Genomic DNA, 20,048 nt, shown 5'->3' on the forward strand with positions numbered 1-20,048 from the left:
TCGTGAATCGCTATAAGGATGCGGGCGTTGACGTTAATGCCGGCTATGAACTGGTGCGCCGGATCAAGGGGGCGGTAGCCTCAACCAAGCGGCCAGGCTACGTGGGCAATATTGGCGGCTTTGGCGGCCTGTTTGACCTTGATTCCCTGGGCTATGACCACCCGGTCCTGGTTTCCGGGACTGACGGGGTCGGCACCAAGCTGATGATCGCCCAAAAGATGGACAAGAATGACACCGTTGGGATCGATGTAGTGGCCATGTGCGTTAACGACGTCCTGGCTCAAGGGGCTGAACCGCTCTTTTTCCTGGACTACATTGCCTGTGGGCACAACGATCCAGCCCTCCTGGCTTCAGTTGTCCAAGGCGTGGCTGAGGGCTGCAAGCAGGCCGGGGCCAGCTTGATCGGCGGGGAAACCGCGGAAATGCCTGACATGTACGCCCCAGACGAATACGACCTGGCCGGCTTTACAGTTGGGGTAGCGGAAAAAGACCGCCTTTTGTCAGTTGACACTCCGCAAGCTGGTGACGTTCTCTTGGGCCTGGCTTCAAGTGGGGTCCACTCCAATGGCTTTTCATTGGTCCGCAAGATTCTCTTTAAGGACCATGATGTCAAGCTGACTGACAAGCCAGCTGAACTGAAGGGCAAGAGCGTGGGTGAAAGCCTGCTGGCTGCAACCAGAATCTACATCAAGTCTGTCCTGCCTTTGATCAAGCAAGGGCTGGTTCACGGCGTGGCCCACATTACCGGGGGCGGCCTCATTGAAAACGTGCCGCGGATGTTCAATGACGGCCTGCGGGCAGAAATTGCCGCTGGCAGCTGGGAAGTCCTGGACATCTTCAACTACCTCAAGCAAGTCGGCAATTTGTCAGATGATGACTGCTGGCAGACCTTCAACATGGGTTTGGGGATGATCCTGGCAGTACCGGCTGACAAGAAAGAAGAAGCCAAGCAGCTGCTTTTGGCAAGTGGCGAAAAGGTCTTTGAAGTTGGCCACTTGAGTGAGAGAACTGACGGCGAGAAGATCATTATTAAATAGGTAGAATAATGAAAGTAGCAATTTTTGCATCCGGCAACGGAACTAACTATGAAGTTCTGGCCGAACATTTTCAAAAGGGCGACCTGCCCGGCGACCTTGCCCTGCTCTTTTGTGACCACCCGGACGCTCCGGTGATCAAGCGGGCAGAAAAATTCCACACACCGGTAGTGACTTTTACGGTCAAGTCCTGCGGCGGCAAGCAAAAGTACGAAGAAAAGATCCTTCAAGTCTTAAAGGACTACCAAATCGACTTTATTGCCCTGGCTGGCTACATGCGGGTGATCGGGCCAACGATTTTGAGCAAATATGAAGGCAGAATCGTCAACCTTCACCCGGCTTATTTGCCGGCTTACCCAGGCCTGCACTCAATTGAACGGGCCTTTGCCGACCACCCGGCTGAAACCGGGGTAACGGTTCACTATATCGACTCTGGCCTGGACTCTGGTCCGGCCATTGCCCAAAAGCACGTGCCGATCTATGACGACGACACGGTTGATACTCTGGAAGCAAGAATTCACGAATGTGAACACCACCTGTATCCGGAAGCCTTGAGAAAAGCTTTGCTGAAATTTGAAGAGGAGAACAAATAAATGAAGCGTGCACTTGTAAGTGTTTCAGACAAGACCAACTTGGTTCCTTTCGTCAAGGGCCTGGTGGCCAATGATTACGAAATCGTGTCGACTGGCGGTACCAAGCGCGTTTTGGATGAAGCCGGCATCCCAACTATTTCAGTTGAAGATGTGACTGGCTTTCCGGAAATTCTTGACGGCCGGGTCAAGACCTTGAACCCCTACATCCATGGCGGCCTCCTGGCCCGGCGGGAATTGCCGGAACACGTGGCAACTTTGAAGGAACACAAGATTACGCCAATCGACTTGGTTTGCGTTAACCTCTACCCATTCAAGCAGACCATTGAAAATCCTGACGTGACCCTGGCTGAAGCTATCGAAAACATTGACATCGGTGGCCCAAGCATGGTGCGGTCAGCTTCCAAGAACTACCGCGATGTAACGATCGTGGTTGACCAGGCTGACTACGACCAGGTTTTGGCTGAAATTGAAAAAGACGGCTCTACCAGCCTGGAAACCAGGGCCCGCTTAGCGGCTAAGGCCTTCCGCTTGACTGCTTCATACGATGCCTTGATTTCCCAATACCTGGCTGAAAAGGCCGGCGAAACTGCTCCGGAAAAGCTGACTTTAACTTACGACTTAAAGGAAGCCATGCGCTACGGGGAAAACAGCCACCAAAAGGCCTGGCTCTACGGAGATGCCCTGCCAAAGGCCTTCTCAGTTTTGCAGGCTGAACAATTAAACGGCAAGCAGCTGTCTTACAACAATATCAAGGATGCTGACGAAGCCTTGAGATGCGTCCGCGAATTCAGCAAGCCAACTGTCGTGGCCATGAAGCACATGAACCCATGCGGGATCGGCCAAGGGAATACTTTAGAAGAAGCCTGGGACCGGGTTTACGCTGCTGACCCTGTATCAATTTTTGGCGGGGTAATTTCCTTGAACCGGAAGGTTGACCTGGCAACTGCTGAAAAGATGCACAAGATCTTCCTGGAAATCATCATCGCACCAGACTACGATGATGATGCTTTGGCAGCCTTGAAGACCAAGAAGAAGAACCTCCGGATCCTTAAGCTGGACTTCAGCAAGAAGGACGAAGCAACCAGCAAGGAAACTGTATCCGTCATGGGCGGTTTGCTGGTGCAAGACCAGGATGTTCTGGACGAAGACTTCGCTGACTGGGAATGCGTAACTGAAGCCAAGCCAACGCAAGAGCAGCTGGAAAGTCTCCTCTTTGCCTGGAAGGCAGTCAAGCACACCAAGTCCAACGCGATCGTTGTCGCTAACAATGAACGCACCCTGGGTGTTGGGGCCGGCCAGTCAAACCGGATCGACTCTGAAAAGATTGCCATCGACCACGCGGCAGAAGCCCTGGACGACCGGGCAGTCATCGCCAGCGATGCCTTCTTCCCGTTCAGCGACTGCGTTGAATATGCCGGTAAGCACGGCATCAAGGCCATCGTGCAGCCAGGCGGGTCTGTCCGTGACCAGGAATCCATCGACATGGCCAACAAGTACGGCATTGCCATGGTCTTCACTGGCGTCCGTCACTTTAGACACTAAAAGGGCTGATAAAAAATGAAAGACAAGCTGAAAATTTTGGTAGTCGGGTCTGGCGGCCGGGAATTCGCCGTCGCCCGCGCTTTGAAGAAGAGCCCGCACGTTGCAGAAGTTTTCTGCGCGCCGGGCAACTCCGGCATGGCCGCGATCGGCGTTAAAGCTACCGGTATTGCAGAAGACGACTTCAAGGCCTTGAAGGACTTTGCTATTAAGGAAGACATTGCCTGGACCTTTGTGGGTCCGGAAGATGCCTTGGTAGCCGGGATTGTTGACTACTTCCATGCTTTTGACTTGAAGATCTTCGGGCCTAATGCCAGAGCAGCCCAATTGGAAGGGTCAAAAGACTATGCTCTGCAGTTCATGGAAAAGTACCAGGTGCCGCACCCGCGTTATGAAACCTTCCAGAGTGCAGAAACTGCCATTAGTGCCTTGCTAGACTTTGGCTTGCCAGTCGTTTTGAAAGAAGACGGCCTGGCCGACGGGAAAGGCGTGATCATCGCTGAAGACCAGGAAACGGCGGAAAGTACTTTGACGGAAATGTTTGCCAAGGGGCAAAAGCAGGTAGTTCTTGAAGAATTCCTGACTGGCCCGGAATACTCCGTCTTTGCCGTTATGCAGGGGGGCAATTACCGCCTCCTGCCTCTGGCTCAGGACCACAAGCGGGCCTATGACGGCGACAAGGGGCCGAACACCGGCGGGATGGGCTCATACAGCCCGGTTCCGCAATTGAGCCAGGCTGAATACCAGGAAATCGTTGACCAGTTGGTTGAACCGACGGCCAAGGGTCTGCTGGCTGGCGGCTATGACTACCACGGCGTTTTGTACCTGGGCCTCATGATGACTAAGCAGGGGCCGAAAATGATCGAATACAATGTTCGCCTGGGTGACCCGGAAACGGAAGTTGTTTTGCCGCGCTTGAAAAGCGATTTTGCGGAACTGGTTGCTGCCTGCGTAAATGATGAGGAAATGCCAGCCGTTGAAGAAAAGGCTGAGGCAGTCCTCGGCGTCATTTTGGCCGCTGAAGGCTATCCGAAGAAGCCGCTTAAGGGGCAAAAACTGGGCCAATTGCCAGCTGAAGATGGCATTTTCGTTGACTGTGCCAACGTAACCGGCCCGGCTGCTGATTTGGCCGGCAGCGGCGGCCGGATCTTGATGGTCCGGGCTGAGGCAGCTGACTTAAAAGAAGCCCAAGAACACGTTTATGCCTACCTGGCCAAGCTGGATATCCCGCAGACATTCTACCGGCGTGATATCGGCTACCGGGCAACCGGCAAGCGCTTTTAAAGCTGGAAAATTAAGCAAAAATGATAAATGAGCTTGACATTAAGGAGGAAGTTAAATAAAATAAAAGCAACTTAAAATTAAAAGGAGCTGAGAATTATGAAATGTCAAATGTGTCAACAAATGAATAATGCCATGCTGTTCTCAGCTGCCGTCATTACTCTCTTGCAAATTATGTAGAGCTCTGAATGAGCTCTTCTTCGTCAGCATTTGTGAGTGAGCTCAATGATCCGGATTAAGAGTCTTCACTCACTGGATGAGTGAAGACTTTTTAATTTAGGTTTAAGCGTTAAAAACAGAAGTTGAAGTCTAATGTATTTAATTGAAATGGGGAAAACCGTCATGAATTTTAAGAAAGCTTTCGGCGTAGCCGCCGCAACTATGATGTCCGCCGCAGCCCTGACTGGCTGTGCAACCGCTAAGACCAGCTCAACTGCCGGCAACAAGTCCAGCGACAATACGATCAGAATCGGGGTTAACCTGGAACTTTCCGGTTCAGTTGCCAGCTACGGCCAGCAAGAAAAGAAGGGTGTCGTATTAGCAGCCCAGGAAATCAACAAGAAGGGCGTTAAGATCGGCGGCAAGACTTATAAGGTTAAGCTGTTTATCAGCGACAACAAGTCATCCACTTCAACCGCAGCTTCAGTAGCCGCTCAAATGGCCAACAGCGACAAGATCGTTGCCCAAGTCGGCCCGGCAGCCACGGCTTACGCGACTGCTTCAATCGCCAACCTAACCAAGGCCGGCGTGCCAATGGTTGGTCCATCAGCCACTGCCTCTGAATTTACCCAAACCAAGAGCGGGCAGACGCAAAAGTACGCTTTCCGTGCCTGCTTCATTGACCCATTCCAAGGTAAGAAGGCAGCTGACTTCGTGTACAACACTTTAAAGAAGAAGAGCGTGGCTATCCTGGCTGACAACTCCACTGACTACGGTACTGGTCTGACCAAGTCCTTCACCAAGGAATTCAAGAAGTTGGGCGGCAAGGTTGTAACTACTCAATACTTCCAATCAGGCGACAAGGACTTCAACTCAACCCTAACCACGATCAAGGGCAAGAAGCCAGATGCCCTCTACCTGCCAGGCTACTACACTGAAATCGGCCTGATCCTCAAGCAAGCCCGGGAAATGGGCTTAAACGTTCCAGTTGTTGGTGCTGACGGGATGGGTTCACCAAAACTGGCCCAAATCGCCGGTAAGAAGAACGCCACTAACGTTTACTACACCACCCACTTCTCAATCAAGTCCAAGGAACCTGAAGTTGTTAAGTTCCTGAAGACCTACAAGGCTAAGTACGGTGAAGAACCGGCAACCTTCAGCTCCCTGGCTTACGATTCAGTTTACATGATCGTCGACGCGGCCAAGAAGGAAGGCGAAGTATCTTCAAGCGCTATCCAAAAGGGTCTGGCAACTCTGAAGAACTTCAAGGGGGTAACTGGGAAGATCACTATGGACTCCAAGCACAACCCGCAAAAGTCAGTCGTTGTTGAACAAATGACTAACGGCAAGATCAACAAGGCTTACACGGTTAAGTAATTAATTTTTAGCCGGTAATGCCACAGGCAAGTCAAGGAGGTTTTAAACTTGCAAACATTTTTCCAGCAATTGATAAATGGGCTTTCCCTCGGCAGCATTTACGCTTTGCTGGCTTTGGGATACATGATCGTTTATGGGATCTCGAAGCTGCTTAACTTCGCCCACGGGGACGTCTACATGCTAGGTGCTTACTGGGGTTATTACACGATCAACTACCTGCACTTTGGCTTTATCACCGCCTTGATCACAGCCATGATTGTCTGTGGCCTGGCCGGCGTGATTATTGAAGCTGTTGCCTACCGGCCTTTAAGAAACGCCCCCCGGGTGGCAGCCTTGATCACCGCCATTGGAGTGTCCTTTTTCCTTGAAAACGGGATGTCCTACCTGGTCACTTCAGACACGCGGAACTTCCCGCAGGTTATCAAGCGGAAGACTTTTGATCTGGGCGGGGTGACGATTTCCAACATCCAGCTGATCATCCTGGTTACGACCTTGATCTTGACGCTGGGCTTGATGTACATCATCAATTACACCAAGACCGGGCGGGCCATGCGGTCAGTTTCAACTGACTACGATGCAGCCAGCTTGATGGGGATCAACATCAACCACACGGTTTCAATTACTTTCGCCCTGGGCAGTGCCCTGGCTGGAGCAGCCGGCGTTCTGATCGGCTTGTACTACAACTCAATCGACCCACTGATGGGGATGACGCCAGGGATCAAGGCTTTCGTTGCCGCCGTGCTCGGCGGGATCGGGTCCATCCCAGGCGCGGCTGTCGGCGGCTTCTTGATCGGTCTTCTGGAAACGGCTGTCCAGGCCATGGGCTTTTCAGCCTTCAGAGACGCGGCCGTCTACATCGTTTTGATTGTTATCCTGCTTGTCCTGCCGGGCGGTCTGTTTGGCAAGAAGCAAGTTGAAAAGGTTTAGGAGGAAGAAGTCAGATGAAGAAAAACTGGAAATACAATCTTTGCTGGCTGATCCTCATGGTGGCAGGCTTTTACCTGATCAACACCTTGATGCTGGCTGGCGTGATCAATACTTTCATTGAAAACATGCTGGTAACGATTGGGATCAACATCATTCTGGCGGTCGGGCTGAACCTGGTCATCGGCTTTTCAGGACAATTCTCTTTGGGTCACGCCGGCTTCATGGCCCTGGGGGCATACGCCACCGGGATCATGACCCAGACGATGAACACGGCAGGGGGCTTTTACCTGTCAATTCTGGTCGGGGTGGTCATTTCAATCGTTGTTGCCTTGCTGGTCGGCATTCCAACCCTGCGCCTGCATGGTGACTACTTCGCCATCGCGACGATGGGGGCAGCAGAAATTATCAGAATCGTGATCAACAACATGAAGATCACCAACGGGGCAGCTGGTCTGTTCAACATCCCTCAGTTTGCGACCTGGGACGTGGTTTACATCTTTGTCTGCTTGACCACGATCGTGACCGTCAACTTCATCCACAGCCGGGACGGCCGGGCAGTTATCTCCATCCGGGAAAACGAAATCGCGGCTGAAGCCATGGGGGTCAACACGACCAAGTGGAAGTTGTCAGCCTTTGTTTTAGGGGCGGCAACGGCAGCGATCGCCGGTTCCCTGTACGCTTCTTACTTGCAGACGATCGTGCCATCCACCTTCGGGATCATGGAATCAATCAACATTTTGATCTTTGTGGTTCTTGGCGGCTTGGGCAGCATTACCGGGACCTTCGTGGCCACCACCCTCTTGGGCGTTTTGGACGCGGCCCTGCAAAGCCTGGGCGTTTTGCGGATGGTCTTCTACGCGGTCGCTTTGATCATTATCATGATCTTCAAGCCAGGCGGTCTGTTTGGTAAATGGGAATTCTCTTTCAAGCGCCTTTTGACGAAAAAGCAAGACGGCGATATGAAAGAGGCCGGAAAAGAAAGCAAGTAGTGAGGAGGAACTGAAATGACAGATGCTTTAAACGCGGACCACATCACCAAAGTCTTTGGCGGTTTGACCGCGGTCGACGATGTTTCTCTGCACGTGGGCGAAAAAGAACTGGTTGCCCTGATCGGGCCGAACGGGGCCGGGAAGACCACCTTCTTCAACTGCCTGACCGGGGTGGGACCAGCCACGACCGGGACGGTCAAGATTGGCGGCCAGGAAGTCAAGAAGAACACCAAGGCCTACAAGGTGGCCCAGATGGGGATTTCCAGAACTTTCCAGAACATCCGCCTCTTCAGCCAGTTGTCCGTTTTGGAAAATGTCTTGATCGCCTTGACCAACCATTACAAGGAAAACTTCCTGACGGCGGTTCTCCGCCTTCCTGCTTACTATAAGACGGAAGAAGCCATGGAAGAGCGGGCCAAGGAACTTTTGAAGGACTTTGACCTGGAAGATGTCATGTACTTCCCGGCCGGCAGTCTCCCATACGGGACTCAGCGGCGGGTGGAAATCGTCCGGGCCCTGGCTACGGAGCCCAAGATCATCTGCCTGGATGAACCAGCCGCGGGGATGAACCCGGAAGAAACGGCTGACTTGACCAGATTGATCAAGCGCCTGCAGACCGAATATGGGATTGCCGTACTTTTGATTGAACACGACATGTCCCTGGTCATGAACCTGGCGGAAAGAATCTATGTGTTAGCGGAAGGCAAGCTGCTGGCTAAGGGGACGCCAAGTGAAATCCAAAATGACGAAGCCGTTATCAACGCTTACCTCGGAGGTGGAGCAGATGTCTAAAGAAATTTTGGAAGTCGACCAGCTCTCAGTCAATTACGGGGCAATCAAGGCTGTCCGCGATGTCAGCTTTGACATTAAGGAGGGCGAAATCGTCACCTTGATCGGGGCCAACGGAGCCGGCAAGTCGACCATTTTGAAGACTATCTCCGGTCTTTTGAAGCCGGCTAATGGCGAAATCGTCTTTCTGGGCCAGTCCCTGGCTAAGTTGACCGCGCCTAAGATCGTGGCTGCCGGGGTTTCCCAGGTACCAGAAGGCCGGCGGATTTTTGCCGGGATGACGGTTAAGGAAAACTTGCAGCTGGGTGCTTACCTCCGAAAGGACAAGGACGGGGTGGAAAAGGACATGGAAGCCATGTTTAAACGCTTCCCGATCTTGAAGGAACGGCAAAAGCAAGACGCCGCAACTCTTTCCGGCGGGGAACAGCAGATGCTGGCCATGGCCCGGGCCTTGATGGCGCGGCCGAAGCTGCTCTTGCTGGATGAACCATCCATGGGTTTGGCGCCAATCTACATCCAGGAAATTTTTGACATTATTAAAAGCATCAACAAGGAAGGCATGACTGTCCTCTTGATTGAACAAAACGCCCGACAGGCCCTCAGCATTGCCAACCGGGGCTACGTTTTGGCCTCAGGCGAAGTTAAGATGACCGGCACCGGGCAGGACCTGCTCAACGACCCGGCCGTGCAAAAGGCCTACCTTGGTGGTTAAAAAGAATAACCTTCGAAAGCGGGAAACTGCTTTCGAAGGTTATTTTTTCTTCAGTTCTTATCTGCTAGGAAAAGGCTGATCCTTGGGGTATAATTAGTTTTAGATTAAGAAAACAGTTAATAATGGAATAAGATTTAATACAAATAGGAGGAAAAAGATGGCGGGATTCAACACCCGGCTGGTCCACCAGCCCCGGCAAAATGACAATCAAACAGGGGCCGTTGCCGTGCCGGTTTACAAGGCGACCACTTTTGCCTACCCAAAAATCGGGGCGCAAGTAAAGTACGACTACTCCCGGTCGGGCAACCCGACCAGAAATGCCGTTGAAGAACAGCTGGCCTGCTTGGAGGGGGGAGACCGGGCCTTTGTTTTTGCCAGCGGAATGGCGGCGATTCACGCGGCTTTGGCAATTTTTGCAGCTGGGGACCATATCGTCATCGGTGACCAAATTTATGGGGGCACCTTCCGGATCGTCTACCAGTACTTCAAAGACCGGGGCTTGGAATTTACGGCAGTTGACACCCGGGATTTGGCGGCAGTGGAAAAAGCCATCCAGCCGAATACCAAGGCAATCTACTTTGAGCCGGTGACTAATCCACTTTTGCAGGTGACGCCAGTTTCCGGGATTGCCCAATTAGCCCATGAGCACGGCATCTTGGCTATTACCGACATCAGCCCCTATCTTTTGCGCCCGCTTGAATACGGGGCAGACCTGGTCGTTCATAGCGCCACCAAGTACCTGGCCGGCCACTCTGATGTTAGTGCCGGGGCCGTTATTGCCAAGGGAGAGGAGCTGGCTGACCGGGTCTACTTTGTGCAAAATGCCATTGGGGGGATTTTGTCGCCGGAAGATTCCAATGAACTTGCCCGGGGGATCAAGACCTTGTCGCTGCGCTTAGACCGGCAGATGGAAAATGTTCAAGCGATTATTGGATTTTTGAAAAAGCAGGCCGGAATCGCCGAGATTTACTATCCAGGTGATCCGGACCTAGCCGGCTATGATGACCTGCGCAAAGAGGCCAAGGGGGCGGGCGGGGTCTTCTCCTGTGAACTGGACAACGATATTTATGACCCGGTAGTTTTTGTCAACAGTCTAAATCTGTTCAGCCTGGCAGTAAGCTTAGGGGCGGTTGAAAGCCTGGTCGAACTGCCAAGCAAGATGAGCCATGCCGAACTGTCAGAAGATGAGCAGCTGGCCGCCGGCATCAAGCCGGGCCTTATCCGCTTTGCCGTGGGCATTGAAGACGCGGCGGACTTGATCGCTGACATTGACCAGGCCCTGGCCGAAGCTAAAAGATAATGGATTTAAGGAAATGGAGGAAAAAGATGGCAGAAAAAGATACCCGGTCTTTTGAGACCATCGTGGCGGAAGCCGGCAGCATAAAGGACGGAGCCAATCCGGTTGCCCAGCCCTTGTACTTGTCGGCCTGTTACCGGCACCCGGACTTGGACCAGGCGGTCAACTTTGACCGCTTGCAGGGCTTTACCTATTCCCGGGTGGAAACCCCTAACCGGAAAACCGTGGAAGAGACCCTGGCCAAACTGGAAGGAGGCTGCCAAGGTTTCGCTGTAGCCAGCGGGATGGCTGCTGTCCAGCTGGTCTTAAGTGTTTTGAAGACCGGGGATGAAGTGGTCAGCTTAGACGACCTTTATGGGGGCGACTTCCGCTACTTCCGTCACCTGGAAGACCACTTCCAGATCAAGTTCAAGCTCTGGAACGGGGAAACTTTGGAAAATTTGCTGGGGCTTTTGACGCCAAAGACCAAGCTTGTTTGGCTGGAAACCCCGTCCAACCCGATGATGAAGAGCGTAGACATCCAGGTCGTGGCTGATGCTGTTCATGACTATAATCCTGATATCCTGGTGGCCGTTGACAATACTTTTTACACGCCATATTACCAAAAGCCGCTGACCCAAGGGGCAGACGTGGTCATTCACTCGGCCACCAAGTACCTGGGCGGGCACAACGACATTTTAGGCGGGATCGTGGTGGTCAAGGATCCGGTTTTGGCCGACTTTTACTTCCAGTACACCATTACGGTTGGCGACACTATGTCCGCCTTTGACAGCTGGCTTTTGACCAGAAGCTTGAAGACTCTTCCTTTAAGAATGCAGCAGCACACGGCCAGCGCGAAAAAGATCGTTTCTTTCCTGGAGCAGGCGCCGCACGTGGAAAAAGTCCTCTACCCGGGCAAGGCGGGGATGATCTCCTTCTATTTGGACAGCGACGAAGAAGTCGACCGGGTTCTCAAGAGCATCAAGCTGATTACTTTCGCGGAAAGCTTGGGCGGGGCAGAAAGCCTCTTGACCATTCCTTACTACCAGACCCATGACGATGTTGCAGAAGACCAGCGTCTCAGGCTGGGAATTACGCCGCGGCTTTTGCGGCTCTCAGTGGGCCTGGAAAACGCGGACGACTTGATTGCCGACCTGGCCCAGGCCTTGGGGGAATAAAAGCAAAAAAACAAGTTCCAGAAGCCGGAACTTGTTTTTGCTTATTTCCAGGTCTGCTCGTAGACCTCTTCTTTAAAGCCGCAGGTTAAGTGCTGGTCATCAACGACCAGGGGGCGTTTGATCAGCTTGCCGTCTTTAGACAAGAGATCAGCGGCTTCCTCTATAGTCATATTTGGCAACTTGTCTTTCAGGCCCATTTGCCGGTAGTGCTGGCCGCTGGTGTTGAAAAAGTATCGCAGGCCGCGGTCCTGGTACTTGGTCAGCCAGGACAAGAGCAGGTCTTTTTCCGGCGGAGTCTCCACCAGGTCCTGGAAGTCATAGCTGATGCCCTTGTCGTCAAACCACTTCTGGGCCTTCCGGGAAGTGGAGCAGCGCTTGTATCCATAGAATTTTGGCATGTTTTTCCCTCGATTTCTTCCTTACTAAATTATCTCTTTTGAGTTTAACGCAAAAAATCTGGCAAAAACAGGAATTTGCCTGGCAAAAAAACTTGAGCAAGGCGGGCAAAGCGTGCTATACTAACAGAGTTGCAATTTGAGTGATACCTCGATTCTGCAACCGCGCAGATAAGGTTGACAAGCCTGCTTTGGGCAGCACCTTTGATGGCGAGTCTAAGTAATTTTATACGGAGGTGTACTAATGTACGCAGTTATTAAGACCGGTGGCAAGCAATACAAGGTTGCCGAAGGCGAAAGTATCTTCGTTGAAAAGCTTGACGTACAAGCTGGCGAAGAAGTTGTTTTTGACCAAGTTATCCTGGTAGCTAATGGTGACGACGTTAAGGTTGGTACTCCATTAGTTGAAGGTGCTAAGGTAGTTGCTAGTGTTGACAAGCAAGGCAAGGAAAAGAAGGTTGTAACTTTCAAGTACAAGCCAAAGAAGCACTCACATTCTAAGTACGGTCACCGTCAACCTTACACCAAGGTTACTGTTAAGAGCATCGAAGCTTAGTAAGAGGTGAACACTATGATGATGAACATTCTTTCAAACGCAAAGTTACTCGCCCACCACAAGGGTGGTGGTTCAACTACCAACGGTCGTAACTCAGCTGGTCGTCGTTTGGGCGCAAAGCGTGCCGACGGTCAAGAAGTACACGCCGGCTCAATCATCTACCGTCAACGTGGTACTAAGATCCACCCAGGCAAGAACGTTGGCCGCGGTGGCGACGACACTTTGTTCGCACTGACTAACGGTGTTGTTAAGTTCGAACGTCTTGGCAAGTACAAGAAGCAAGTTTCTGTTTTGCCAGTAGAAGACGCTGAATAATCAAGCCGGCAAAGGAGCAGACAGTCCAGCTGCCTGCTTTTTTCTTGCCCTTTTTCCAGGGAAAGCATGTTTAAGTCCTTGATCTTTTGTATAATAAAAGCATCATGAATAAAAGCTTAAAAACTGCAGAAAAGGATGGTGCTTATGAGCAAGAACAATGAATTGTTAAGTCTGTTGACCAGACGGATCAAGGAAACTGCCGACTTGATCAAGGACAAGGACGCGGATGCCCTCTTGGTTTTCAACCGGGCAAACTACCGCTACCTGACCAATTTTACCGGTGAAGAAGCCCAGCTGATCATTGCCAAAAACGGCGACCGGGTGCTTCTGTCAGACTCCCGCTTTGCCCCGCAAATCGAAGCCCAGGCAGTGGGTGAACTGAAGGTAGTCATGAAGCATGGCCACGAAGCGGCCGAAATCGCGGCAGAAGTCAAGAAGCTGGGGGTCAAGAAACTCTTAGTCGAAGCAGAATTTGTTTCTGCTTATGAATATGACGCGATCAAATCCCAGCTGCCAGATGTTGACCTGGTGATGGCTGCTGAAATCGTTGAACGGGTCCGCAATGTCAAGGATGACCTGGAACTGGCCACTCTAAAAAAGGCTGTTGAAATCTCAGAAAGAGCCTTTGAAGAAGTTCTGCCAATGCTTAAGCCAGGTGCCAAGGAAAGAGACGTGGGCGCCAAGCTCGACTACCTCTTCAAGCTCTACGGCGGCGACGGCCCGGGCTATGACTCAATTATCGCTTCTGGTCCCCGTTCTTCCTGGGCCCACGGGGTGGCCAGCGACCGCTTGATGCAAGAGCACGAACTGGTCGTAATTGACGCGGCCGCTTCATATAACGGCTACACCGCCGACATTACCAGAACCTACGCTTTGGGCAGCGTGGAAGATGAACTGGAAAAGATCTACAAGATCGTTCTGGAAGCACAAAAGCGGGGGATTGCCGCCGCTGTTGCCGGGGCAACTGGCAAGGACGTTGACCAGGCAGCCCGGGGCTACATCAATAACGCCGGCTACGGCCAATACTTCGGCCATGGGATTGGACACGGAATCGGCCTGGAAATCCATGAAATGTGTCAGCCGGAATTTTTGTTCAGTCAGACGACCCTGGAAAACGGGATCGTGCACACGGTTGAACCAGGCATCTACCTGCCGCAAGGCGGGGTCCGGATCGAAGATGATATTCTGGTTAATGGCGACACTCCGAAAGTTTTGTCCACTTTACCAAAGGACGAACTCATTCACCTGTAAGATTATTTTTATGGTAAAATTTAGTGTTTATTGGTACAATTTAAGATGTAGAAACGGGGGATTTACCAGATGACAATGATTTCTGTTAACGAATTCAAGAACGGCCTCACGATCGAATACAACAACGACCTGTGGCGTATCGTTGAATTCCAGCACGTTAAGCCAGGTAAGGGCAGTGCCTTCGTTCGCTCAAAGCTGAAGAGCTTGCGGACTGGCGCCGTTCAAGAATACACTTTCCGTTCAACTGCCAAGGTCGAAACGGCTGACATTCAAACTCGGCAAATGCAATACCTTTACAACGACGGTTCAAGCTATGTCTTCATGGACACGGCAACTTACGAGCAATTGGAAGTGCCAAACGCTCAGATCGACCAGGAAGCCAAGTACTTGAAGGAAAACATGATTGTGAACATTATTTCCCACAATGGTGAAACCTTGGGTCTGGACCTGCCAAACACGGTTGACCTGAAAGTCGTTGAAACCGAACCAGGCATCCGCGGCGATACCTCATCAGGTGGTGGTAAGCCAGCTACGATGGAAACCGGTTTGGTTGTCACTGTGCCATTCTTTATCAATGTTGGTGACGTGCTGACGATTAACACTAGTGACGGTTCATACGTATCACGTTCTAAGTAGTAGTTTTCGAGGTGGAAAAATGGCTGATAATTCAACAATCGTTTTAAGCGGCAATGATGAGGGCGATCAAATCAAGATCGACCTGCAGGTACTCGAAGTCATTCTGGGCATTTCAGCTCAGAAGGTCGACGGTGTTGCCGGGATGCGCGCTGGCTTGAAGTCAGGCTTGAGCCGTGTCTTTGGCCGCGAGGATCGGGGCAAGGGAGTTGCCGTCTCAGTTGATGAAGACGGCGAACTGACGGCTGACGTTTACGTATATCTCAAGTACGGCGTCAACGTGCCAGCTGTTGCGGGCAAGATTCAAGAAGCTCTGAAGCAGCAGTTGACTCAGATGACGGATATGAATTTGAAGTCCATTGATGTTCATGTCGTTGGTCTCGTCTTCCCTGAAGATGAAAAGAACTTTGAAGATGCTGATCAACCATTATTCCCCGATCAAGAAGAAGATAAGTAATGAATCAACACGATAGTCGAAGAATTGCACTGCAAGCCATTTATCTGTACAACCAGGATCCCAGCGTGACGGCCAGTGAATTGGAAAACAATGTCAAGTCCGCTTTGGACTTGGATACTTTGCCGGCCTACAGCCAGGAACTGGTCAGCGGCGTGATCGACAAGCAGGCTGAACTGCGTGACAAGCTTTCCGCCAACTTGAAGCAAGGCTGGCGCTTGGAACGGCTGAGCAAGACCAGCTTGGCAATTTTGGAAGTAGCCCTGTATGAAATGCTGTACAGCCCGGTTATTGAAGATCGGTCAGCCATCAACGAGGCTTTGAACTTGTGTGACGAGTTTGATGATCCGAAGTCAAAGGCCTTCATCAATGGCATATTGGCAAACTTTGTGCAAGAATAATCTTTATAAGCCGGCGTTTCGCCGGCTTTTTTTCTTAAGGAGGCAGTTTTGGGAGAAATTTTAGACGGGAAGAAGCTGGCCCGGGAATTAGGGGAAAAGTTAGGCAGTGAAGTGGCTTCCTTAAAAGAGCATGGGGTCAGTCCCAAGCTCTGCGTCATCAATATTGGCGATGATCCGGCCAGCAAGGTCTATGTCGCCTCCAAGAAGCGGAAGGCTGAGAAGCTGGGCATCAAGCAGGTAGTTTATCAATTGCCGGCTGATGAAAGCGAAGAGGATGTCTTAAAGTTGATCGACAGCTTGAACGCGGACCCGGAAGTTTCCAGCCTGATGGTCCAGTTACCGGTTCCCCCGCAGATCAATGCTGACCGGGTCATTGAAAGGATCGATCCGGAGAAGGACGTTGACTGCCTGACTCCGGCCAATATCGGCCGCCTCTGGCAGGGCAAGCACTTTGTCGAACCAGCTACGGCTGCCGGCATCATTGCCCTTTTGGACCACTACCAAATTGACTTGACTGGCAAGAACGCCGTGATTGTCGGCCGGTCAAACATTGTCGGCAAGCCCCTGGCTGCCTTGATGCTGGAAAGAAACGCTTCTGTCTCAATCCTGCACTCCCGCAGCCGGAACTTGGCTGACTTGACCAAGCAGGCCGACATCCTGGTCTGCGCGGTCGGCAAGGCGAAAATGATCAAGGCGGACATGGTTAAAGAAGGGGCGGTCGTGATTGATGTAGGCATCAACCGGGTGGACGGCCACCTGGTCGGTGACGTTGATTTTGCCCCCGTTAAAGAAAAGGCCAGCTGGATCACGCCTGTGCCTGGCGGGGTTGGCCCTTTGACGGTAGAGTTTTTAATGGAAGAAGTCATCAAATTGACGAGGAGACAGCATGGACTCGATTAAGGGGACGGACGAAAAGTACCTGACTGTCAGCGAATTAAATTGGTATGTTAAGCTGAAATTTGACCGGGATCCCTACCTGCGGCAAATTTTTCTCCAAGGGGAATTGTCGAATTTCCGCTTCCGGAGAGGTGGTCACCAGTACTTTTCTTTAAAAGACGACAAGTCTAAAATCAATGTGGTGATGTTCCGCGGAGACTTTGACAAGGTTAAGTTCGAGCCGGAAGAAGGGATGAAGGTCTACGTGACCGGCCGCTTGTCAACTTATGAAGCCCAGGGCAGCTACCAGTTTTATGCCAAAAGCATGGAACCGGCCGGCCTTGGTGCCTTGTATGAACGCTTTAGGCAGCTGCAGGAGAAGCTGGCTAAAGAAGGCCTCTTTGCCCAAGAGCACAAGCGCCCTCTGCCCCTTTTTCCAGATAAGATCGCTGTTGTGACTTCAGCCTCCGGGGCGGTCATCCACGACATCATGGTAACGGCTAACCGCCGCTTCCCGCACGCTGAAATTGACCTTTTCCCAGCCCAGGTGCAAGGGGAAAGCGCAGCTGGCAGCTTGGTTTCTGCTATGCAGCAGATCCAAGCCCGGGCAGATGAATATGACGTGCTCATTATCGGCCGGGGGGGCGGGTCTTTAGAAGACCTGTGGCCTTTTAACGAAGAAGAAGTGGTCCGCCAGGTTTATGCTATGAAGATGCCGGTGATTTCATCAGTTGGTCACGAAACAGATACCACCCTCTGTGACCTGGCAGCTGACTGCCGGGCGGCTACGCCAACGGCAGCCGCTGAAATGGCGACGCCGGCCCTGACCCTGGTCCTGGCTGAAATTGGCCAGCTGCAGACCCGGCTTTTGACCGACATCCGGGCCGTGATCCAGGTCCGGGCCCAGGCCCTGGCCCAGCTGGAGAATTCTTTTATCATGAAAGAGCCCCAGCGCCTCTATGAGCAGAAGATGCAGCAGGTCGACCAATTGTCCCAGCAGCTGAGCCAGATGATGGAAGTAATTGTCAAAGACCAGGGGCAAAAGCTCAGCCTTTTGACCCAGCGCCTCCAGCACCAGGCCCCAGACCGGAGAATCAAGCAGCTTAAGCAGGAAAACAGCTACCTGGCCAAGAGCCTGGAAATGGGGATCAAGCGGATTCTGGAACAAAAGCAGGCTGCCTGCCGGCAGGCCGTCCAGCAGCTGGACGACTACAGTCCTTTAAAGACCCTGGCCCGGGGCTATAGCTACACGACTGACGCGAGCGGCAACGTGGTCAAGTCAGTTCAGCAATTGGCTCCAGGCGACCAGGTTCGCCTGCACTTAAAGGATGGCCAGGCCATCGGCCGGATTGAAGAGATTAAGGAAGGAAAGAATGACTGAGAAGAACAATTTTGAAAGCCAGCTCAAGGAGCTGCAGGAAATCGTTGGCCAGCTGGAAAATGGCCAGTTGTCACTGGAAGAATCATTGGCCCAGTTCCAGACCGGAGTCAAGCTGAGCCGGGAATTGAAGCAGGAATTGACCAAGGCCGAAAACACCGTGGCCAAGTTGATCGAGTCTGATGGCAGCGAGAAGGAACTTGATCCAACCGATGCTTCAGCACCAAAGGAATAAAGCCATGACAACTTTTAAAGAATTTCAAGCTAAGTACACGCCAATCATCAATGATTTTTTAGAAGGACAACTGGCAAAAGAAAGCGATGACCCCCGTTTTGCTGAAATCATGGCTTATTCAGTTATGGCTGGGGGCAAGCGCCTGCGGCCTTTGCTCTTTTTGGCAACTTTAGACGCCTTGGGCGTTGAGATCACCGAAAAAGAAGTCCAGGCCGCCTGCGGGATTGAACTGATCCATACCTATTCTTTGATCCACGATGACCTGCCGGCCATGGACAATGACGATTACCGGCGGGGGGAATTGACCAGCCACAAGAAATGGGGCGAAGCTGAAGCTATTTTGGCCGGGGATGCCCTCCAGCCTTTAGGTATCCAGTGGATCGCCCAGGCTGAACATAACTGGAAGCTGGTCGAGATCATTACTGAAGCTGTGGGTCCAAAGGGGATGGTGGCTGGCCAATATCTGGACATCGATACCACCAACAATGAAGACAGCAGTGAAGAAGTGATTGACCACATGGAATGGCTGAAGACCGGCTGCTTGATTTTGGCCAGCGTTCAGATGGCCACGGCATTAGCTGCTTGCCCTGACCAGCAGGCCCAAAAGTACCTGGCCTTCGCCAAGCACTTTGGCCGCTCTTACCAGCTCTATGACGACCTGGTAGACATCGTTGAAAGCCAGGAAGAAGCGGGCAAGGCGACCCATAAGGACCAGGAAGTGGGCAAGAAAAACAGCTTGACCATGCTGGGGGCAGAGGCAACCAGAAATGAACTCAAGCAGCTGATTGAAAAAGGCAAGGCTGACCTGGCCGGGGAAAAGGCAGAAATTTTGCTGGGCTTTTTGGATTTATATCAGAAGGTACTGTAATGGCAAGTAAAGAACGCGCGGACGTATTATTGGCCGCCAAGGGAATTTTTAACTCCAGAACTCAGGCCCAAAGAGCCATCATGGCGGGTCTTGTAACTGACCACAACCACCAGCGGATCGATAAGGCCGGGGAGAAGTTTCCCGTTGACGAGGAATTTTTCATTAAAAAGGATAAGCTCAAGTATGTTTCCCGGGGCGGTTTCAAATTGGAAAAGGCGGTCAAGGTCTGGAACATTGACTTAAAAGACAAGGTCTGCCTGGATATCGGGGCTTCAACTGGTGGCTTTACCGACGTAGCCCTGCAAAATGGGGCCAAGCTGGTCTATGCCTTGGACGTGGGCTATAACCAACTGGCCTGGCAGCTGCGGGATGACCCCCGGGTGGTGGTGATGGAGCGGCAGAACTTCCGCTACTCGGTTCCCGCCGACTTTACCGAAGGCCTGCCGGACTTCGCCATGACCGACGTGTCGTTTATCTCCCTGGACTTGATCATGCCGCCGATGTATGAAATCTTGAAAGACCAGGGGGATGCCGTCTGTTTGATCAAGCCCCAGTTTGAGGCCGGTCCGGAAAATGTCGGCAAGCACGGGATCGTCCGGGACCACGCGGTTCACCAGGCAGTGATCGAGCACACTATGGCCAAGGCCCTGGAAATTGGCTTTTCCATTTTGGGCGTTGACTATTCACCAATCAAGGGCGGCAAGGGGAATATTGAATTTTTGCTTCACTTGAAGAAGGACCAGGCAAATCCAGGGCAGAATCTCTGGTCCAGCTCAGTCAGCGAGCTGGTTGACCGGGCTGCCCAGGGTCTGTAGAAAGGATGCTGTGAGAC

At 52.0% G+C, this 20,048-nt stretch carries 23 protein-coding genes and 1 other annotated feature; of the genes, 22 read left to right on the forward strand and 1 reads right to left on the reverse strand.

What is annotated here, in order from left to right; translation table 11 throughout:
• Positions 1-2: 2 nt before the first annotated feature.
• The 11 genes from purM to DS743_RS04525 all read left to right on the forward strand — a co-directional run bounded on the left by purM (position 3) and on the right by DS743_RS04525 (position 11,854).
• The gene (gene purM / locus DS743_RS04475) at positions 3-1,037 is read left to right on the forward strand and encodes a phosphoribosylformylglycinamidine cyclo-ligase (RefSeq protein ID WP_035184836.1); all 1,035 of its coding nucleotides are present in this window, start codon (positions 3-5) and stop codon (positions 1,035-1,037) included.
• Between the two features lie 8 nt (positions 1,038-1,045).
• The gene (gene purN, locus DS743_RS04480; RefSeq protein ID WP_013439861.1) at positions 1,046-1,627 is read left to right on the forward strand and encodes a phosphoribosylglycinamide formyltransferase; all 582 of its coding nucleotides are present in this window, start codon (positions 1,046-1,048) and stop codon (positions 1,625-1,627) included.
• A complete protein-coding gene (purH, locus tag DS743_RS04485; protein WP_035184683.1) occupies positions 1,628-3,169 on the forward strand; it encodes a bifunctional phosphoribosylaminoimidazolecarboxamide formyltransferase/IMP cyclohydrolase in 1,542 nt (513 codons plus the stop codon).
• A 15-nt stretch (positions 3,170-3,184) separates the two neighbouring features.
• Entirely contained in the window at positions 3,185-4,450 is a 1,266-nt protein-coding gene (purD, locus tag DS743_RS04490) for a phosphoribosylamine--glycine ligase (RefSeq protein ID WP_035184681.1), read from the forward strand.
• Positions 4,451-4,789: 339 nt separating this feature from the next.
• Positions 4,790-5,983, forward strand: coding sequence for an ABC transporter substrate-binding protein (locus tag DS743_RS04495; RefSeq protein ID WP_035184834.1), 1,194 nt, complete (start codon positions 4,790-4,792; stop codon positions 5,981-5,983).
• 48 nt (positions 5,984-6,031) lie between these two features.
• On the forward strand, positions 6,032-6,910 hold the full coding sequence (locus DS743_RS04500) for a branched-chain amino acid ABC transporter permease (RefSeq protein ID WP_004560604.1): 879 nt from the start codon (positions 6,032-6,034) through the stop codon (positions 6,908-6,910).
• Between the two features lie 14 nt (positions 6,911-6,924).
• The gene (locus tag DS743_RS04505) at positions 6,925-7,899 is read left to right on the forward strand and encodes a branched-chain amino acid ABC transporter permease (RefSeq protein WP_025895976.1); all 975 of its coding nucleotides are present in this window, start codon (positions 6,925-6,927) and stop codon (positions 7,897-7,899) included.
• A gap of 15 nt (positions 7,900-7,914) precedes the next feature.
• Positions 7,915-8,691: an ABC transporter ATP-binding protein gene (locus DS743_RS04510; protein WP_002879303.1), complete on the forward strand. Its 777-nt coding sequence runs from the start codon at positions 7,915-7,917 to the stop codon at positions 8,689-8,691.
• 4 nt (positions 8,692-8,695) lie between these two features.
• On the forward strand, positions 8,696-9,400 hold the full coding sequence (locus tag DS743_RS04515; RefSeq protein WP_219995254.1) for an ABC transporter ATP-binding protein: 705 nt from the start codon (positions 8,696-8,698) through the stop codon (positions 9,398-9,400).
• Positions 9,401-9,557: 157 nt separating this feature from the next.
• On the forward strand, positions 9,558-10,700 hold the full coding sequence (locus DS743_RS04520) for a trans-sulfuration enzyme family protein (RefSeq protein ID WP_035184677.1): 1,143 nt from the start codon (positions 9,558-9,560) through the stop codon (positions 10,698-10,700).
• Positions 10,701-10,726: 26 nt separating this feature from the next.
• Positions 10,727-11,854, forward strand: coding sequence for a trans-sulfuration enzyme family protein (locus DS743_RS04525; RefSeq protein WP_035184676.1), 1,128 nt, complete (start codon positions 10,727-10,729; stop codon positions 11,852-11,854).
• Positions 11,855-11,895: 41 nt separating this feature from the next.
• Here DS743_RS04525 and DS743_RS04530 read toward each other — a convergent pair whose 3' ends face one another.
• On the reverse strand, positions 11,896-12,252 hold the full coding sequence (locus DS743_RS04530; protein ID WP_013439856.1) for an arsenate reductase family protein: 357 nt from the start codon (positions 12,250-12,252) through the stop codon (positions 11,896-11,898).
• 148 nt (positions 12,253-12,400) lie between these two features.
• Positions 12,401-12,477 (forward strand) — a sequence feature (ribosomal protein L21 leader region).
• A gap of 16 nt (positions 12,478-12,493) precedes the next feature.
• Here DS743_RS04530 and rplU point away from each other — a divergent pair.
• The 11 genes from rplU to DS743_RS04585 all read left to right on the forward strand — a co-directional run bounded on the left by rplU (position 12,494) and on the right by DS743_RS04585 (position 20,031).
• The gene (rplU, locus tag DS743_RS04535) at positions 12,494-12,805 is read left to right on the forward strand and encodes a 50S ribosomal protein L21 (protein ID WP_003618434.1); all 312 of its coding nucleotides are present in this window, start codon (positions 12,494-12,496) and stop codon (positions 12,803-12,805) included.
• Positions 12,806-12,820: 15 nt separating this feature from the next.
• Positions 12,821-13,120 (forward strand): 50S ribosomal protein L27, encoded by a 300-nt coding sequence (gene rpmA / locus DS743_RS04540; RefSeq protein WP_002879309.1) that lies wholly within the window; start codon positions 12,821-12,823, stop codon positions 13,118-13,120.
• Positions 13,121-13,264: 144 nt separating this feature from the next.
• On the forward strand, positions 13,265-14,371 hold the full coding sequence (locus DS743_RS04545; protein WP_004560635.1) for a M24 family metallopeptidase: 1,107 nt from the start codon (positions 13,265-13,267) through the stop codon (positions 14,369-14,371).
• A 69-nt stretch (positions 14,372-14,440) separates the two neighbouring features.
• Complete coding sequence (gene efp, locus DS743_RS04550) at positions 14,441-15,007, forward strand: elongation factor P (protein WP_025895739.1); 567 nt, start codon at positions 14,441-14,443, stop codon at positions 15,005-15,007.
• Between the two features lie 19 nt (positions 15,008-15,026).
• Complete coding sequence (locus DS743_RS04555) at positions 15,027-15,461, forward strand: Asp23/Gls24 family envelope stress response protein (RefSeq protein ID WP_002879678.1); 435 nt, start codon at positions 15,027-15,029, stop codon at positions 15,459-15,461.
• On the forward strand, positions 15,461-15,859 hold the full coding sequence (gene nusB, locus DS743_RS04560; RefSeq protein WP_002879679.1) for a transcription antitermination factor NusB: 399 nt from the start codon (positions 15,461-15,463) through the stop codon (positions 15,857-15,859). The genes DS743_RS04555 and nusB overlap by 1 nt, the downstream gene beginning before the upstream one ends.
• 48 nt (positions 15,860-15,907) lie before the next feature.
• Complete coding sequence (locus DS743_RS04565) at positions 15,908-16,759, forward strand: bifunctional methylenetetrahydrofolate dehydrogenase/methenyltetrahydrofolate cyclohydrolase (RefSeq protein ID WP_035184674.1); 852 nt, start codon at positions 15,908-15,910, stop codon at positions 16,757-16,759.
• A complete protein-coding gene (gene xseA / locus DS743_RS04570) occupies positions 16,746-18,116 on the forward strand; it encodes an exodeoxyribonuclease VII large subunit (protein WP_035184672.1) in 1,371 nt (456 codons plus the stop codon). Before DS743_RS04565 ends, xseA begins: the two co-directional genes overlap by 14 nt.
• Positions 18,109-18,348, forward strand: coding sequence for an exodeoxyribonuclease VII small subunit (locus tag DS743_RS04575; protein ID WP_002879682.1), 240 nt, complete (start codon positions 18,109-18,111; stop codon positions 18,346-18,348). The genes xseA and DS743_RS04575 overlap by 8 nt, the downstream gene beginning before the upstream one ends.
• 4 nt (positions 18,349-18,352) lie before the next feature.
• Positions 18,353-19,216, forward strand: coding sequence for a polyprenyl synthetase family protein (locus tag DS743_RS04580; protein WP_035184670.1), 864 nt, complete (start codon positions 18,353-18,355; stop codon positions 19,214-19,216).
• Positions 19,216-20,031 (forward strand): TlyA family RNA methyltransferase, encoded by an 816-nt coding sequence (locus DS743_RS04585; protein WP_016396442.1) that lies wholly within the window; start codon positions 19,216-19,218, stop codon positions 20,029-20,031. Before DS743_RS04580 ends, DS743_RS04585 begins: the two co-directional genes overlap by 1 nt.
• Positions 20,032-20,048 lie beyond the last annotated feature (17 nt).

Source organism: Lactobacillus leichmannii, from assembly GCF_024701915.1.
Lineage (GTDB): Bacteria > Bacillota > Bacilli > Lactobacillales > Lactobacillaceae > Lactobacillus > Lactobacillus delbrueckii.

What these genes read in the sequence shown, in the direction of transcription:
- purN (WP_013439861.1), top strand. Translation starts at nt 1,046, where the DNA reads ATGAAAGTAGCAATTTTTGCATCCGGCAACGGAACTAACTATGAAGTT.
- purH (WP_035184683.1), top strand. Translation starts at nt 1,628, where the DNA reads ATGAAGCGTGCACTTGTAAGTGTTTCAGACAAGACCAACTTGGTTCCT.
- purD (WP_035184681.1), top strand. Translation starts at nt 3,185, where the DNA reads ATGAAAGACAAGCTGAAAATTTTGGTAGTCGGGTCTGGCGGCCGGGAA.
- DS743_RS04495 (WP_035184834.1), top strand. Translation starts at nt 4,790, where the DNA reads ATGAATTTTAAGAAAGCTTTCGGCGTAGCCGCCGCAACTATGATGTCC.
- DS743_RS04505 (WP_025895976.1), top strand. Translation starts at nt 6,925, where the DNA reads ATGAAGAAAAACTGGAAATACAATCTTTGCTGGCTGATCCTCATGGTG.
- DS743_RS04510 (WP_002879303.1), top strand. Translation starts at nt 7,915, where the DNA reads ATGACAGATGCTTTAAACGCGGACCACATCACCAAAGTCTTTGGCGGT.
- DS743_RS04520 (WP_035184677.1), top strand. Translation starts at nt 9,558, where the DNA reads ATGGCGGGATTCAACACCCGGCTGGTCCACCAGCCCCGGCAAAATGAC.
- DS743_RS04525 (WP_035184676.1), top strand. Translation starts at nt 10,727, where the DNA reads ATGGCAGAAAAAGATACCCGGTCTTTTGAGACCATCGTGGCGGAAGCC.
- DS743_RS04530 (WP_013439856.1), bottom strand. Translation starts at nt 12,252, where the DNA reads ATGCCAAAATTCTATGGATACAAGCGCTGCTCCACTTCCCGGAAGGCC.
- rplU (WP_003618434.1), top strand. Translation starts at nt 12,494, where the DNA reads ATGTACGCAGTTATTAAGACCGGTGGCAAGCAATACAAGGTTGCCGAA.
- rpmA (WP_002879309.1), top strand. Translation starts at nt 12,821, where the DNA reads ATGATGATGAACATTCTTTCAAACGCAAAGTTACTCGCCCACCACAAG.
- DS743_RS04545 (WP_004560635.1), top strand. Translation starts at nt 13,265, where the DNA reads ATGAGCAAGAACAATGAATTGTTAAGTCTGTTGACCAGACGGATCAAG.
- efp (WP_025895739.1), top strand. Translation starts at nt 14,441, where the DNA reads ATGACAATGATTTCTGTTAACGAATTCAAGAACGGCCTCACGATCGAA.
- DS743_RS04555 (WP_002879678.1), top strand. Translation starts at nt 15,027, where the DNA reads ATGGCTGATAATTCAACAATCGTTTTAAGCGGCAATGATGAGGGCGAT.
- nusB (WP_002879679.1), top strand. Translation starts at nt 15,461, where the DNA reads ATGAATCAACACGATAGTCGAAGAATTGCACTGCAAGCCATTTATCTG.
- xseA (WP_035184672.1), top strand. Translation starts at nt 16,746, where the DNA reads ATGGACTCGATTAAGGGGACGGACGAAAAGTACCTGACTGTCAGCGAA.
- DS743_RS04575 (WP_002879682.1), top strand. Translation starts at nt 18,109, where the DNA reads ATGACTGAGAAGAACAATTTTGAAAGCCAGCTCAAGGAGCTGCAGGAA.
- DS743_RS04580 (WP_035184670.1), top strand. Translation starts at nt 18,353, where the DNA reads ATGACAACTTTTAAAGAATTTCAAGCTAAGTACACGCCAATCATCAAT.
- DS743_RS04585 (WP_016396442.1), top strand. Translation starts at nt 19,216, where the DNA reads ATGGCAAGTAAAGAACGCGCGGACGTATTATTGGCCGCCAAGGGAATT.